Here is a 13,487-nt window from a genome sequence, read left to right as displayed (position 1 = left end):
AAACGTTGCTTTAATCACATTCTTCTTTTGCGTTTGATTTCAAATGAATGAATAAAAGAATGAATAAAGTTTTTGTATTCTCTTTTAATCATTTAAGTTTCAAAGATTCTTTCTCTTCAATTCTTTTCGATTAACAAAACACAAATAAAGAAGAAGACAACAGATAACTATTCACTGCCTCCACTCTCTCATACGCATTAGATAGTAACAGTGTGGTATGCCTTGGTGTGGTGTGATGGTATCAACCCCATATAGCATTGCGTGTAGTCCATTAAGTATAAGACATCTAGAAATCTGATAGAGAGTTAATAAGAATATTAAATACAATATTATTATGAGAGTACATAGAAGACTATGTATGACCACCCTATCCCCCATTGTATAGCGGGCTATGTATGTCAGGGTATTGTATATAGGTAGTTACCTATTGGTAATATAGTGCGGGCTATTGGCTAATAGATATGGTGGTTTGGTACATATAAATATAGACACTATATAGCCCCCTGTTTTATATAGTAATGCCTTTGTGGGCTAACCACAATATATCCCCTAGTTATTTAGTAATCTCCTGCGGGAAACTTTTTCTTTTATATTCTATTACACGCTCATATCTAGAAGTCATGTAGAAAAGATGCGTTCTTGTTTCATATTTTTAACAACATTTGAAAAAAGATGTAATTTTCAGTTGACTCATGTTAATTAAACTGATAAGATAGAGATATCAACAGGAGGTGAGAACATGAACTGGCTAATCATTGCAGGAGTTATCGCATGCCTTAATCAATTCTCAGGATTGATTAAAAACATCTTAGATATGTATTTCAAGGTTAAAGAAGAAATACATAAGAGTCGCACCCACCAAAATGACGACTCAGAATAACCACAAGGGAGAGGGAAACCTCTCCTATTTTTTATGAGTTATAACGCATTTATAGTAAGTATTCTTTTAAAAGACATTGCGTCATTGTTTCATGATTTTTAACCAAATTTGAAAAAAGATGTAATTTTTAGTTGACTTAGTTAAACCAAACTGATAAGATAGAGATATCAACAGGAGGTGAGAACATGAACTGGCTAATCATTGCAGGAGTTATTGCGGGTCTTAATCAACTCTCAGGATTGATTAAAAATATCTTAGATATGTATTTCAAGGTTAAAGAAGAAATGCAGAAGAGTCGCACCCACCAAGATGACGACTCAGAATAACCACAAAGGAGAGGGAAACCTCTCCTATTTTTTATGAGTTATAACGCATTTATAGTAAGTATTCTTTTAAAAAATGATTTTCTTTTCTTTATACTTTTAAATAGTTTAAGCAAAGAGTGTATATCTTTATGAATAACGGAAATATAGCGACCTACATTTTTTGTATATTAGTGCGATTAATCCCGAATGAAACCGCATTGTTCCGCTCTGTTATGCGTATTTCTATACAGTACGCACACTTACCGAACTGTATTAATAGAATGGTAGCGAAATGAAGGAAGCGCCGTCTATGTGTTACATGATGCGTAAAAAGGTCGCCTGTCCTTGCCATAAAATATTACGATTGTGCGACTAAATTCTAACCCCCCGAGTTTCGGAAGCCGTCCCCGTCAGCCCTTCTGTGCTAATGAAACGCAAAAACACGAACATTATGCGACCGTATGATATTTAATATTCGTAAACTTTCGTATACATATTTCCGCTATTTGTAAACAAAATCTTAGCGATAGAACGGCGTCATATCAACGACTATATCCTATATCGTAAATATTGAATATAGTTTTTAATAGTTTACATCGGTATATTTTATCGACTGATTAACGCATTAAATAACGATATATTTGTCGTATATTTAACGTACATTTAGCTACATTAACAACCTATATTCGCATATTTTTAACGCTAAATATAGCAGAAATGAATCGGCTAACATATGATATCGTATATTTGTCGATTATTTACCGCACATTTAACGTACATTTTAGCGTATATCTATCGTTCTTTAGACTTCCAATCGCTACTTAATTGCATATTTTAGGCGTTTTTTATGTAATAAAATACGATGAATAAGGGGAAAATAGGCATAAAAATAGCACCGCCAAAAAAACTTTTCAAATAAAGTTGACATGACGGCGATATCAATGTTATAATAAATATGTGCTTGAGAGAGTACAATACTTTCGAAAGGAGGTTACGAAGTGGATATCGTGTTACACTTCATATCGACATACGGATTTGATATCGCTAAATACTTACTACCGTTCATTGCAGTCAAGTGGGAATTTGAGTACATAAACGAAGATGGTAAGAAAAAGCGTAGATTCAAAATCGCTAGTCGATTCTCAAGAAAGTAAAATAGCGTAGGGCGTGTGACAGCACGCTCTATCTATTACTTAATTATAACACGAAATATTCACGAATATACTATGAAAAAGAATCGAAATATAACGTTCCTAATCGTATTCGCATTCATATTTATGTGCGTAGCGAAAGCATTCGGAAATCTCTACGTCGCATCATTCGGCGTTATTTTCGCCCTATCAGTAGCCGCAGCGATAATCACCGAAATGGTAATAAGGGCACGTTATAAATAAACGAATATACACCGTGTATGCGGACATAAAAAAGGCGGTACGCATCAATTTGCGTCCGCTTCTTGTTCTTTTAGATATATCTTGTTCTTCCCTCTATACATTACTAATAATTGGGAATTTGAAATAAAAACTTTTACTTTCTCATTAAAGATTTTCTTTTTACAACATCTTGTTTGTAGAATAGTTTATCGCGAGTTGTCTCTTTAATCGGTATTAGTTTTCCCTCTTTTACCAGTTTGTTTAAATACTGTCTAGAACACCCGAGAATATCTAATGCTTCCGATGAATTTAAAACTTCATCTTGTATAAATTTTGTTAGTTGTTCTTTTGTTTCAAATTTAAACATTCTTCTTCTCCTTTATATACAGGATAATCATATTAATCAACATTAAAAATAGAGCTATTGCAGCAAAGATAATATAGGTATACTCCCCAGTACCTAGGTTGTTATAATCAAAGGTTGTTAAAACAAAAATCAGAAATATAGCTATAGGGATATTTTTCCATATAAATTTTTTCATAATTAGTATGAATGTGTTATAATCTTAGGTATAGGAGAGGTTTCCCTCTACCTTGTGGTTATTCTGAGTCGTCATCTTGGTGGGTGCGACTCTTTTCTCTTTAACCTTGTAGTATGTATCTACACTGTTTTTAATCAGTGCTGATAATTGATTCAAGGTTGCTACAAAACCACCTAAAATTACCCACAAATTCATATTTTCACCTCCCTTTCTTTATATCCTTATAATAAACCTCAAGTTCACACAAGTCAACCGAAGCGGAATTTCCTTAAATTGGTTAAAAAGTATAAACAACAAAAAAGCGATAGGTTGGTTAATCCTAGCACTTTCTTTTGTTCTATATATTTATATAGATATCTAATGCGGTTGTGGTATCGTCGGTTTCCGTCCTATGCCGTTAGCGGGGGGGGGGAGATTCCCTTCGTCATTTCCGACCGTTTCCGCATTCATCTTGCTCTTGCCCGTTCATTTCGCTAAAAGGTGATACATTCCTACACAACTACAATATAGCATTCTCTATGCGGTGTTTCATATAACTTCATTGCGTGGTGTCCGCATGTTCCTTATATCGGCGTCGCATTTAGCGAGTGGTATCGCCGTGGTATTCCATTAATTACATTATGTGACTTCGTCTCTTATTGCGCAACCTTTAATTTCCACATAAATACAAAATTTTACTGTAGTCTATTCGAAAATGAAGGTTGTTTTCATATTATATATTAATATACAGATAATTCAAACACAATAAATTCCAATATTAGAAGACAACTCCCAATGTTCCGAGAGTCTTTCCCTTTCACATTAATCTATAACGGCATAATAGGGCATATAACGGACGATAATAGTTTCAAATATAAATAAACCACTAGACACCTTATTAACTCATATACGAGCATCTGGAAAGCCGTTGTATGATTTCTCAGCTTATAGTCAGCACGCCCACTACTTGAAAAATCATAAATCATTCTTTTTCTCTCCAACCTCGCCAAACTCTCGCGTTATATCTATCAACTCCCTTTTGAATCCATTTCTTATTATAATTCGAAGTACCGATAGTATAGCCGCCCTCCTTCTGGACTAACTTTGCAGGTATATTATCGTTGTTCATCGCATCTATTTCTAATCTTTCTTTTCTTCGCTCTTGTTCTTCTTTTGCCATTTGTTTGCTTCCCGCAACTATTGGCATCTTTCTACCCCTTTTAACCGCCTTAACTATTCCACTATCTTTTTTAGCCCTCTTCCTAGCCTTCTTCCTTTCTTTCTTCTTCATTACTTTTTGTATCTTTCCATGTAAAAGTATTCAACTGTTGTAGTTTCTTATTTTTATCAATCATGATTTCACTCTCGCTTTCCCTTACTTCTCCTTACTTTTACACATCTTCTTTTTCTTTAATTTACTTTGATATCCCTTTTCTTCCATTCCCCCTATATAGATTATTAATCTATATTTCCTTTAGATTCATTTTTCTCTATCTCTAGTTAGTGGTATTTATCTATATTTTCCTCTAGCCGCGGATAGTGGTAGTTATTTTCTCTTAATCTCTTAAAATCTCTTGACTTTTCTTTGACGCCCTTTACCATGCTAATCCGAGGCAGGGAGGGAAGTTGACAGACTTATCCCCTATGCTGAAAGACTACAAAAAGTAATCTAACAGAATAGAAAGATAAGCGTCTTTACCATGCCGCACCTCGTTGGTCGGTCAGAAGACCCTATTCACTCAGCGGTTTTCACCGCATACGCCCTTTTTCTCGGCTTGTCCCCGTAATATCGTCCCTACGTGACAGGCTGAGCGTATTCCCTAGCACCGTAATGCTAACGATAACCCCCCGAACCTTTTAGACTACACGCCTCGGCAAGTTCTCGCCGTGCTCGCAGCCGACGGAATAGGACGCCCCTGCGAGTTGGATTAGTTTGCAACGGTTAATCCGTAACCTGTCGATTTTTTAAAGTACGTCGTCTCGACGTTCCTTCGTGGTTTGGCTTCCACGTTTCAACTTAATATTGAACACAAAAAAGCGATACCCTAGTAACCCCCACCGTACGGGATTAAAAGAGTATCGCTCAATAGACTGTATATGCAGCAAATTCCACTTGCAGAATGTTGGCATAGTCGATATAATGAATACATAAATTTAATCCAGTAGGTTCGTACTGGAAGCCGTATTCAATCGTTGGTAGCGAGAGAATACAACCACAAGTCGTTCGAAGTTGGTAGCTACGAGCGGCTTTTTTACGTTCAATATTAAGTTGTATCCATTGTAACGCCATTTTTCTACTAAAATCAAGTTATTTTTTGTATTAAACCCGACGCGATGTCAGTATTCGTCGCATATCATCGCCGATAAGCGCATTCTGACGAATCTTCGCGACTACTACCCGCGATCCAAAAGGTATCGGCTCAGAATCGTTAATCTCAGCGTATTTTCTTCCCTATTAATCGCTCTTTTACGCCCTCTTTCTTCGCTGCGTGCAAAAAAAAAAAAATAGGGAAACCCGCCAAGGCTTCCCGTATCTTCGCTATTATCTTTTCTTTTTCTCTTCTCAATCCTTATAATTCTCGCCATATTTTTCGAACAGATCATACAATGCAAGCTCTACTATATCTTGCTTATCTAGTCGGAATTTTTCTGCGAATTCGTCAAGTGCTTTTCCTACGCCCTCATTGACATTTAAAGTTTTGCGCATCTTCTTTTGAGGCTCTATTTCTTGCTTAACTCTTATATACAGATCATTAATACTATGCGATGTCTCTGCCACGCCTTCGCGCGTTGTTGCTACGGTATTTATAGCATCTTTAATCGTTTCCCATTCATTAATCATATCACGTAAAGTACTTACTTCATGCGGTGTTAATGCGTTATGCATTTCATCTTTTGTTGACACATCGATCGTTCTTTGCACGTTAACCTTACGTTGCTCACGCGTTTTACGCACGTTAACGAAGTCTTGTATGTCTCTTTCAAGCGGCTGATCACCCTCGCCTACGAAGTGCCACCCTTTATCGCCACTATTACGATATTCATAACCGAGGCTTCTTAATGTGTCTCGCAGCTTCTTCTCTCCTATACCTATTTCCTTTGCTAATACGGCACTCTTCGTTGTTACCAATGCCTTCAAAACGTCTCCGATCTTCATAAATACGTCCTCCACTTCTTACTAATCAATCACACATACGTTACTCGTTTCACCTTCATACGTTGTTTATTTCATATTCTACACTTGTACAAGTTATACCTCCATCTAAATTTGCGATTTAATGACCATATACCTACGAAACAAAAGATAATCGTCTTAAAATCGACTTCTCGGCGACACAATTTACATATCAACAAAAAAAAGAGGGCGAAGTCCGAAGACCCCGCCCAGTTTCGCTATTATTTAGTTGCCGAAGCCTTTACCGTTTCTTTCTCTTTTACAGTTTCATCACCTAAGATGTATAACGTGCCGTCAGCCTCAGGGAATGCATTGAATGTGATATTTGCGATACGCTCGTTGTCAGGATCGAACGTATAATCAGGATCAGCTGACGCCGCTGCGTTTGGTACAGTGATCCAGTCATTCGGCGTAGTGTCAGGCGCAGTCGGTTTAATAACCATTTTCTTCGCAGTCGATAACATATCGAATCCCGCTTGCGCAGATACGAATAACGCTTGCTTCTCCCCGCTCTCTACGAATTTAGAGTTTGGCATTACTTTTGATAATCGCTTTAGATCGTGTAATGCGAATGGTACAGTTGTTTCAGCCTTACGACCTTTCATGATCGATTTCACAGGCGTCTCACCGTATTGATCGACCGTAACTTCTTGTACAGATGTAGATACACCGAATGAGATACCACCTTTCGTGATATCGAATTTAACCATGTCTTGTCCTTCACCGTATTCTACGATTGCAGCACCGATCGGTACATTGATTGTGTTTGATTTAGCCATAATTATTACCCCCTGATAGTTAGTTGAAAGTTTAGCGAAAAGATAGGACGTTTCGCTTCGTCCGTTCCCGTCCATATCGGTTGGGATTGTAATGCTTGTATTTTCGAGACCGACCAATCGCCGATCATAACGTCTTTTTTATACTTGAATTCTTCGTACAACTCGTACGCTTTCGTTTCTGCCGTTGCTACATCGCCAACGCTCCCACGCACTAAGAACTGTAATGTCGGCTGCCTTACGCCCGTCTCTCGTGTAGGCATTCCGCCATGTAGTACGATCAAGACGCATTCATCTTTCGACTTCGTAGGATATGTGTAGGCGTAGTATGTATTCGGTATGATCGATTCGACGTACGTTTTAACGTCTTGTGCTCGCATACTACCTCAATCCTTTCTGAACACCTTCGCCCAACCACTGTAAGTACTTTTGTGACTCACCTTTAATTGGTCGCTCTAAATACTTACTACCGACCGCATAACCGTTAAAAGATCCCGTAGAACTCGGCGTATACGACCATTCGTGCATGGCTATTGCGTAATTAAAATTACCGCGTCCGAATGCCGAGAACGAAACTTCTCCGATTACTTGATCGCCTTGTTGTTTGACGGTCTTTTTATGTGATTTACGTAGACTGCTCGTATCGATAGGCGCAATATTTGACGAGATCCTAGCGAGATCATCTACGCAATCCTGCATAGCTTGTTTAGTCGAATGTTTAACGTCGTTTGCGATCCGATTCATATTTCCGTCGAAGCTGCTAAAATCGATTGTGAATCCTGCCATTAAATAAACACCACCGTCAGCAACGGCTTACCCGTGAAATCCCGCTGAATTGTAATGTTTTTCGGATTGCCTTTGTAAATCGTTCCTGCTTCGTTGACGTACTCGATTTCATCTTCGTAACCGATATCAGCTAGCTTGTCTAGCAATAATTTCAGATCGACAACGATCGTTGCGCCGTGCATTTGACTATTTCGATCCGTTGTGGTGTGCGATCCCTCGACCGCACGACATGTAAGTTCGGCTTCTTCGATCCCTTCGGGTTTTCCCCACATGTCGAGATCTCCGACCGCTCTTCGTCTAGTGACTGTTTGTTTTAATGGTACGATTGCCATTACGTAAGCCACCCCACATTACGACCTGATACATGTAGATCGTCGTTTACTTCTTCAATAAGCTCTACTACACTATCAGGAATAAGATCTTTTAGTGGCTGCCCTACCGCACTAGATACATTGTTTTCTTTAAACGTGAAAGAACCTACTCCCGTAACACTGAATGACGCAATACCATGCTGCTGCATTTTGTTCGTGTCGTTGTAAACGATAGCTAGATAGGCCGCGAATTCGTATATTGCGTTATCAGGGATTGTATTACCCTTGAATTTTTTCTTTAGCGTTCTATCTGCCGCATTCATAAGACGAACCCTTTTGTCGTCGTCAGCGTCGTGCCAGTCCTCATTGCTGATTACGTAAGCATCGATGTGCTCCGTTGCTTCTGCAATTCGATCCATATACCACGACCTCCTATATATGAAAATCGACTAGAGCCGAAGCCCTAGCCGATCAGTTTCGATTATTTTCTTTTAGTAGAAAGACCCGTAATCTTAGCGTGGGCTGCTTCTTGTAACATTTCTAGCGTGTACTCACCGACGATCATTCCTTGCATGTAGTCGCCTTTCTTACCTAAGTAAGTGTGAGCAAATTCACGCGTTTGTAATGGACGGATAGATAAACGATTCGCGTCGATTACTAGGATTTCGCCCGCAGGCATGTTGTTATTTAGTACGATCTCAGCGTTACCGAAGTCTGAGATATAGTGGTCTACTACACTTCCTCGTCCGTTGTCCATACGGTCTAAGCGAATTGATGCATTATCGAAGTTAGATATAGCAATCTTTTGTGTAGCACCTACGATAATTTTGTAGTTACCGCTAGCAGTAGGACCACTTTTCTCGAAGATTGCTCGGAATGCTTCGATTAGATGCTCGTCTGAGATTGCTGCGCCGTTAGCTTTGATCACATTTGTCTGAATGAACGAACGTACCCCGCGCATCATACGCTTGTTGCCTTTTTCGTACTTAATGCCGTTGATTACCGCTTTTTCTAACGCTAGCGCTAGTTCTAGTTGTTTCTTTTGCTTTTCTTTCTCGTACTCATTATCTACGCCATGCTGAGTGACCGCCATTGCCGTACCCGTGATCTCTACAGTCTCGTCGAAGATTTGTGTAAGGTTAGAAACTCGCTTACGTGGCTTGTGACGAACATCGCGAGCGTCTGCCCCCTCTTCGCCTTCTACGAACATTACTTCTACTACTTCACCAACTTCCGCAGCAGCCGCAACCGTATCAGCGTATCCACGCAATACTGTTAACTTTTCGCCTTCGACTTTAGCTACTAAGATTAACTCTTCGCCGATTCGGATTACTTGACGAGATCGGAACGCTTCGCCGTTTTCTACTTCGATAGATGTAGCATCAGCAGTTAAAGCCGCCGTCAATGCGCTCTCTTGTTCGAACATTTCATCTTCGAACCAAACGTGCTCAACGTTCGTTACTGGGATTCCGAATCCTACTAGATTTAACATAGGTGTTTGTAATGGGTTTAATAGCAGCATTTCATCTGCTACACTCTCTTGCTTACCGATTAGATCTTTTGAATATACTACCATTTATAATTTCCTCCTTAGAATTAGAAAAAGCCGCCCGATTATTGGCGACTTCTCTTTGTTTATATTAGTAGGCGATTAGCCTACAGATATTAGTTACTTCTCGAATCTTGTGGGTATTTGTCTATACTTTAGAAGTTTATTCCAGTCGTTATCGTTTGGCGGTACGGGAATATCTCCGATACCTGCCGCATTCTGCATAAGAGGACGAGCACCCTTTCGACTTCTAAAACGCTCGTTCATGAAGTCTACTGCCCACTTATTCTCGCTTTCGATTTGTAGGATCCCTACGACGGCTTCGAAATAATCACGTAACCCTTGCTCTGCCTTTTTACGCAGTGGATCGACTTTATTTTTGCGTACGGTCGGCACAATGTTAGTACGCCAATCATTTGCAAGATCATCGAGTGTTATCGTACCTGCTAGATTCGCCGTTGCGTAATCCTTAGCTTTTGTGTATTCGCCCTCGGCGATCCTCAACGCAGCCTGAGCCTTTTCGATCTCTGCTAGTGCTGCTTTCTTTTGCGTCGCTACCTTTTTCCCCGCAAATTCTTGCTTTAGGATATCTTCATATGCTAGCGTAGCTGCCGTCACATCCTCTTTTGCGGCTTGTACCTTTTCTCGATAGCCTGCGATAAACTCGTGAGCCTTATCGTTTTGTACCGAGAATTCATCATATAGTTTCCATTCCATCTTTTATCTCTCCCTTCGTATTTCCTTCTAGTAATCTGATACACTTACGTAGCAGTGAGATTAAAATTTCCCGCCACTTCGGTATGTGTTTTATTTGTACTTCTTCGGGTTGCTCTTCTTGTAACCCATAAATATCGATCAAAGCCGCTTGTGTCCGCTCGTCCTCGAAGCCTTTTATCGTTTCGCTCGTTTCCTCAGGCGCTTTATAGTGGCACATGATGTCAGGAGCTCTTAAACATGCTTTATATACATCTTCTGTACTCGTATGTACGTCAAACGCCGATACGTCGTCGCAGTTCATCATTATGATCGTGCGAATCTTCTCTTCGATTGGCTCGTCTCGTAAAGGTAAAATATTCTGTGCTATTGCGTAATTGTCTTCGTAAATATGTGTACATAAAAACCGTACCTCTCGCAGTTCGTGAACGTTACAAACAACTAGTGTACGCATGTAGGACTGACCTTCCTTTGCAGATCGTTCATCAATCGCTGCGTGTCGGTACTATAGAACCAAGCATCAATCTGTTCGAAATTCTCTTCGCCAACAAATTGAACAACGCGCTTTACGTTATCTTGATTCGCTATTGATCGCCCAACTTCCCATGCGCTTACACTTTTTGTGTCCACGCCAACAAGATCGGCAAATTGTTTTTGGGTTACTCCCATTAATCCGCGAATTAATTTTAATTTGCTGCTATTTAGCTGATACACCTTATCGCTCCTTTACGTATTGATATCTTAAATAAAAAGTAAGACGTAACCGTCAATGGTGTACTACCACAGGCACGGGAAATGTGATCTTATCGCTCTGAGTAGCGATGAAGAAACCTGCGGCAATACTGAATAATAATCCGAGGTATCGGAATACAGAAATAATCGATAACAAGTCGCCTATCCCTTACATACTATAGATACGACTATCTAGGTATTAATTGTATGCATTTTAGAATTTGTTACAGTTTTTTTAGTTTTTGATACATAGAGTTATTCCCCGCAGCCTGTTACATAAACAGATTGTCGTTGTCGTATCGATCCTTAATACCTGCGCTCCCACGCGGTTTTTGCGGTATGATCTTCCAATCAGGCGCTAGTTCTGTGTTTAAATTAACCACTACGAAATCACGCCCATACTTCACCCTAGCTTCTCTTAAAATTTGCATTAGGTATGATGTTCGCTCACCTTTCGATAGTGGTTTAGTCGCTTCTGCCTCGTATGCTGCGTCTAGATCGGCTATTTTGGCATTTGTATTTTCGGCATTACCTTCGATAGTATTCCAATACGTTGTTTTGTTTGTTTTCATCCTTAAACCCTCCGATTATTTTTAATATGGTATGTGAAATTTTTAAAAATCTAGCACATGATCGATTGACAACGTGCGATAGTAAACTAACATCTTGTTCATTTACTTTTTACAGATGTGGAATTCTGACGTATCTTTCATTCTTCTGCAATAGGTATGTATCTCGATAAGATGAGCCGACTTACCGCCGTTTAGTACACTGCAATTTGGTATTAACTCTAGTTCTTGCGTATTTGTTTGCATTTTATAGCCTCCATTTTTATAATTTCCTGCGGATCATGTACAATTTCCGTATGTCGATTGTTTTCGATTTGCCTTCGCATCAAAACGCCATAACCGATAGGTCTTCGCTAAGATCTGACGCGATTTCTATCGAATTCCCTTCGGTATTTTCCGCAGCCTTTTCTCTCTTCGCTACTGCCTGTGCTTCGTTGATCTTTGCCGATTTCTTATGTAACTCTTTTAGTTTCGAGTGATCCTTCGCTTCTTTCTCTTCGATCCATTTCATACGCTTCTCATAATTAACCGCAGCACTTGGAAATGCTTCGAAGACTTGCGCCTTCTTCATTGGTACGTGCGGTACATAGCAGTGATTCCCGCCTGTGTTCGCAGTCTGTATGGATATTAAGCCGACCTCTACGAGTTTCCGAATATGTGAGCGAAGAATATTTATAGATTTGTCGTATTTCTCCATTAACTGGTGTTGCGTTGGGTAGGCGTAGCCTTGTTTTTCGTTGTACCAATTCGCTATGATCGCATATAAAAGCGACATTTCAATCTTGTAACCATCGATCCATTGATAATAGTTGAGATCCTGCGGTACTTTATAGAAACTCATGCCTGCATTCTTTTCCTTTGGATTATATACTTCTGTCTTCGCATTACTTTTTAATTCAGCCGTATTCTTTTGACCCTTTCTTTTTGTTTTATCTTCTATACGCATTAGTTCCCATCCCCTTCAATTCATTTCATTGCTGCGTGATTTCTAAAAGAAGAGAAACCCTTTTCTTCTCTTTTCTTTTAATAGATCTAGTTCTTTTCTAGTTAACTGTCAGGTTTAGACAGTACACACTAACTATTCTCATTTTTAACACTCACTGGTTTCGTACCGTAGGCACTCACTGTTTTCAATTTTAATGTTAGGCACTCACTGTTTTGCCCTTACACGTACATAAACGCGGTACGATTTTAGTTTCGACTGATTTCGTTTATAGATTTGTATTTAATAACGAAAGATAATAAACGATATTCTATGCGTTATTTTGAATAGAAAGGATTACGCCGATAAATAACTGATATTTCTTAAACGCCTCAGATTCGTTTGTATGACGTTTTATGCGCTATAGATACAATAGAGCTCGAAATATAGGGAATACCGCTTATTTAGCAATCTGCGTAATTACAGGTGATAGGATTCGCTAGGGGATTTCGTAAGGATTCGCTAGGATTCGCTAGGGTATCGATGGGCTATTTCGTAAGGCTTTTCGGTAGGATAGTAATAGGAAGGCGATACAATCTAGTAGCTGCTGCGGGAAATCTACGCCCTGAGTTAAAAATGATGCGCGCTTTTTGAATACCATTGCTGCGAGGGGGGACGGCGGCGGCTTGGGGGGATTCGGAAATTTTCGATTTGGGTTGGCTCGTCGGTGAATATCAAATTCATTTCGATGAATAACGAATACAACAGAATGACATTTTGTTACTTTCGACTTTCTCTTCGAAACGTTGATTTAAAAGCATTCGAAAGACTTTCGCAATCAATTTAATTCGATAAAAGTTTTATGCACAAAAAG

General features: G+C 39.3%; 21 protein-coding genes. 4 read left to right on the top strand and 17 right to left on the bottom strand.

The annotated features are described in order from the left end of the window. Positions 1-739 precede the first annotated feature (739 nt). From N2V80_RS30445 to N2V80_RS30430, 4 genes are all read left to right on the top strand, one after another. The gene (locus N2V80_RS30445; RefSeq protein ID WP_172793981.1) at positions 740-880 is read left to right on the top strand and encodes a hypothetical protein; all 141 of its coding nucleotides are present in this window, start codon (positions 740-742) and stop codon (positions 878-880) included. A 185-nt stretch (positions 881-1,065) separates the two neighbouring features. Continuing rightward, a complete protein-coding gene (locus tag N2V80_RS30440; protein ID WP_172793980.1) occupies positions 1,066-1,206 on the top strand; it encodes a hypothetical protein in 141 nt (46 codons plus the stop codon). Positions 1,207-2,183: 977 nt separating this feature from the next. Then, a complete protein-coding gene (locus N2V80_RS30435) occupies positions 2,184-2,339 on the top strand; it encodes a hypothetical protein (protein ID WP_154695902.1) in 156 nt (51 codons plus the stop codon). 72 nt (positions 2,340-2,411) lie between these two features. Continuing rightward, the gene (locus tag N2V80_RS30430) at positions 2,412-2,579 is read left to right on the top strand and encodes a hypothetical protein (RefSeq protein ID WP_176535474.1); all 168 of its coding nucleotides are present in this window, start codon (positions 2,412-2,414) and stop codon (positions 2,577-2,579) included. 133 nt (positions 2,580-2,712) lie between these two features. Here the strand turns inward: N2V80_RS30430 and N2V80_RS30425 are convergent, their stop codons facing one another. The 17 genes from N2V80_RS30425 to N2V80_RS30345 all read right to left on the bottom strand — a co-directional run bounded on the left by N2V80_RS30425 (position 2,713) and on the right by N2V80_RS30345 (position 12,637). After that, complete coding sequence (locus N2V80_RS30425) at positions 2,713-2,925, bottom strand: helix-turn-helix transcriptional regulator (RefSeq protein WP_061655943.1); 213 nt, start codon at positions 2,923-2,925, stop codon at positions 2,713-2,715. Between the two features lie 199 nt (positions 2,926-3,124). After that, complete coding sequence (locus N2V80_RS30420) at positions 3,125-3,295, bottom strand: hypothetical protein (protein WP_170950844.1); 171 nt, start codon at positions 3,293-3,295, stop codon at positions 3,125-3,127. A 766-nt stretch (positions 3,296-4,061) separates the two neighbouring features. After that, entirely contained in the window at positions 4,062-4,370 is a 309-nt protein-coding gene (locus tag N2V80_RS30415; RefSeq protein WP_154695901.1) for a hypothetical protein, read from the bottom strand. A gap of 792 nt (positions 4,371-5,162) precedes the next feature. Further along, positions 5,163-5,369 (bottom strand): hypothetical protein, encoded by a 207-nt coding sequence (locus tag N2V80_RS30410; protein ID WP_142338747.1) that lies wholly within the window; start codon positions 5,367-5,369, stop codon positions 5,163-5,165. Between the two features lie 273 nt (positions 5,370-5,642). Further along, the gene (locus N2V80_RS30405; protein WP_061655941.1) at positions 5,643-6,236 is read right to left on the bottom strand and encodes a hypothetical protein; all 594 of its coding nucleotides are present in this window, start codon (positions 6,234-6,236) and stop codon (positions 5,643-5,645) included. 239 nt (positions 6,237-6,475) lie between these two features. After that, on the bottom strand, positions 6,476-7,033 hold the full coding sequence (locus N2V80_RS30400) for a hypothetical protein (protein WP_061655940.1): 558 nt from the start codon (positions 7,031-7,033) through the stop codon (positions 6,476-6,478). 5 nt (positions 7,034-7,038) lie between these two features. Next, positions 7,039-7,410, bottom strand: a complete 372-nt coding sequence (locus N2V80_RS30395; RefSeq protein ID WP_061655939.1) for a minor capsid protein — start codon at positions 7,408-7,410, stop codon at positions 7,039-7,041. A 1-nt stretch (position 7,411) separates the two neighbouring features. Continuing rightward, positions 7,412-7,816, bottom strand: coding sequence for a hypothetical protein (locus tag N2V80_RS30390; RefSeq protein ID WP_080451001.1), 405 nt, complete (start codon positions 7,814-7,816; stop codon positions 7,412-7,414). Then, positions 7,816-8,148 (bottom strand): hypothetical protein, encoded by a 333-nt coding sequence (locus tag N2V80_RS30385; protein WP_061655938.1) that lies wholly within the window; start codon positions 8,146-8,148, stop codon positions 7,816-7,818. Before N2V80_RS30385 ends, N2V80_RS30390 begins: the two co-directional genes overlap by 1 nt. Continuing rightward, entirely contained in the window at positions 8,148-8,450 is a 303-nt protein-coding gene (locus N2V80_RS30380; protein ID WP_061655944.1) for a hypothetical protein, read from the bottom strand. The genes N2V80_RS30385 and N2V80_RS30380 overlap by 1 nt, the downstream gene beginning before the upstream one ends. A 158-nt stretch (positions 8,451-8,608) precedes the next feature. After that, positions 8,609-9,703, bottom strand: a complete 1,095-nt coding sequence (locus N2V80_RS30375) for an SU10 major capsid protein (protein ID WP_061655937.1) — start codon at positions 9,701-9,703, stop codon at positions 8,609-8,611. Between the two features lie 93 nt (positions 9,704-9,796). After that, positions 9,797-10,393, bottom strand: coding sequence for a hypothetical protein (locus N2V80_RS30370; RefSeq protein ID WP_061655936.1), 597 nt, complete (start codon positions 10,391-10,393; stop codon positions 9,797-9,799). Further along, positions 10,374-10,844 carry a hypothetical protein gene (locus N2V80_RS30365; RefSeq protein ID WP_061655935.1) on the bottom strand — a complete coding sequence of 157 codons (471 nt, stop codon included), beginning with the start codon at positions 10,842-10,844 and terminating at the stop codon, positions 10,374-10,376. The genes N2V80_RS30370 and N2V80_RS30365 overlap by 20 nt, the downstream gene beginning before the upstream one ends. After that, positions 10,832-11,104, bottom strand: coding sequence for a helix-turn-helix transcriptional regulator (locus N2V80_RS30360; RefSeq protein ID WP_061655934.1), 273 nt, complete (start codon positions 11,102-11,104; stop codon positions 10,832-10,834). The genes N2V80_RS30365 and N2V80_RS30360 overlap by 13 nt, the downstream gene beginning before the upstream one ends. A 290-nt stretch (positions 11,105-11,394) precedes the next feature. Next, positions 11,395-11,694 (bottom strand): hypothetical protein, encoded by a 300-nt coding sequence (locus N2V80_RS30355; protein ID WP_061655933.1) that lies wholly within the window; start codon positions 11,692-11,694, stop codon positions 11,395-11,397. Between the two features lie 102 nt (positions 11,695-11,796). Further along, a complete protein-coding gene (locus N2V80_RS30350; protein WP_154695900.1) occupies positions 11,797-11,937 on the bottom strand; it encodes a hypothetical protein in 141 nt (46 codons plus the stop codon). A 79-nt stretch (positions 11,938-12,016) separates the two neighbouring features. Next, a complete protein-coding gene (locus N2V80_RS30345) occupies positions 12,017-12,637 on the bottom strand; it encodes a hypothetical protein (protein ID WP_061655932.1) in 621 nt (206 codons plus the stop codon). Positions 12,638-13,487: the final 850 nt, after the last annotated feature.

Origin of the sequence: Bacillus sp. FSL W8-0640, assembly GCF_038007725.1 — a bacterium.
In the GTDB taxonomy this organism is placed as follows: Bacteria; Bacillota; Bacilli; order Bacillales; family Bacillaceae_G; genus Bacillus_A; species Bacillus_A cereus.
This window is presented reverse-complemented; position numbering and strand designations above follow the sequence as displayed.

Excerpts from the sequence above, each read along its gene's own strand:
- N2V80_RS30380 (WP_061655944.1), bottom strand. The coding sequence starts at position 8,450 with ATGAATGCGGCAGATAGAACGCTAAAGAAAAAATTCAAGGGTAATACA.
- N2V80_RS30425 (WP_061655943.1), bottom strand. The coding sequence starts at position 2,925 with ATGTTTAAATTTGAAACAAAAGAACAACTAACAAAATTTATACAAGAT.
- N2V80_RS30400 (WP_061655940.1), bottom strand. The coding sequence starts at position 7,033 with ATGGCTAAATCAAACACAATCAATGTACCGATCGGTGCTGCAATCGTA.
- N2V80_RS30370 (WP_061655936.1), bottom strand. The coding sequence starts at position 10,393 with ATGGAATGGAAACTATATGATGAATTCTCGGTACAAAACGATAAGGCT.
- N2V80_RS30420 (WP_170950844.1), bottom strand. The coding sequence starts at position 3,295 with ATGAATTTGTGGGTAATTTTAGGTGGTTTTGTAGCAACCTTGAATCAA.
- N2V80_RS30355 (WP_061655933.1), bottom strand. The coding sequence starts at position 11,694 with ATGAAAACAAACAAAACAACGTATTGGAATACTATCGAAGGTAATGCC.
- N2V80_RS30390 (WP_080451001.1), bottom strand. The coding sequence starts at position 7,816 with ATGGCAGGATTCACAATCGATTTTAGCAGCTTCGACGGAAATATGAAT.
- N2V80_RS30350 (WP_154695900.1), bottom strand. The coding sequence starts at position 11,937 with ATGCAAACAAATACGCAAGAACTAGAGTTAATACCAAATTGCAGTGTA.
- N2V80_RS30375 (WP_061655937.1), bottom strand. The coding sequence starts at position 9,703 with ATGGTAGTATATTCAAAAGATCTAATCGGTAAGCAAGAGAGTGTAGCA.
- N2V80_RS30385 (WP_061655938.1), bottom strand. The coding sequence starts at position 8,148 with ATGGCAATCGTACCATTAAAACAAACAGTCACTAGACGAAGAGCGGTC.
- N2V80_RS30415 (WP_154695901.1), bottom strand. The coding sequence starts at position 4,370 with ATGAAGAAGAAAGAAAGGAAGAAGGCTAGGAAGAGGGCTAAAAAAGAT.
- N2V80_RS30405 (WP_061655941.1), bottom strand. The coding sequence starts at position 6,236 with ATGAAGATCGGAGACGTTTTGAAGGCATTGGTAACAACGAAGAGTGCC.
- N2V80_RS30445 (WP_172793981.1), top strand. The coding sequence starts at position 740 with ATGAACTGGCTAATCATTGCAGGAGTTATCGCATGCCTTAATCAATTC.
- N2V80_RS30410 (WP_142338747.1), bottom strand. The coding sequence starts at position 5,369 with ATGGCGTTACAATGGATACAACTTAATATTGAACGTAAAAAAGCCGCT.
- N2V80_RS30395 (WP_061655939.1), bottom strand. The coding sequence starts at position 7,410 with ATGCGAGCACAAGACGTTAAAACGTACGTCGAATCGATCATACCGAAT.
- N2V80_RS30440 (WP_172793980.1), top strand. The coding sequence starts at position 1,066 with ATGAACTGGCTAATCATTGCAGGAGTTATTGCGGGTCTTAATCAACTC.
- N2V80_RS30345 (WP_061655932.1), bottom strand. The coding sequence starts at position 12,637 with ATGCGTATAGAAGATAAAACAAAAAGAAAGGGTCAAAAGAATACGGCT.
- N2V80_RS30365 (WP_061655935.1), bottom strand. The coding sequence starts at position 10,844 with ATGCGTACACTAGTTGTTTGTAACGTTCACGAACTGCGAGAGGTACGG.
- N2V80_RS30430 (WP_176535474.1), top strand. The coding sequence starts at position 2,412 with ATGAAAAAGAATCGAAATATAACGTTCCTAATCGTATTCGCATTCATA.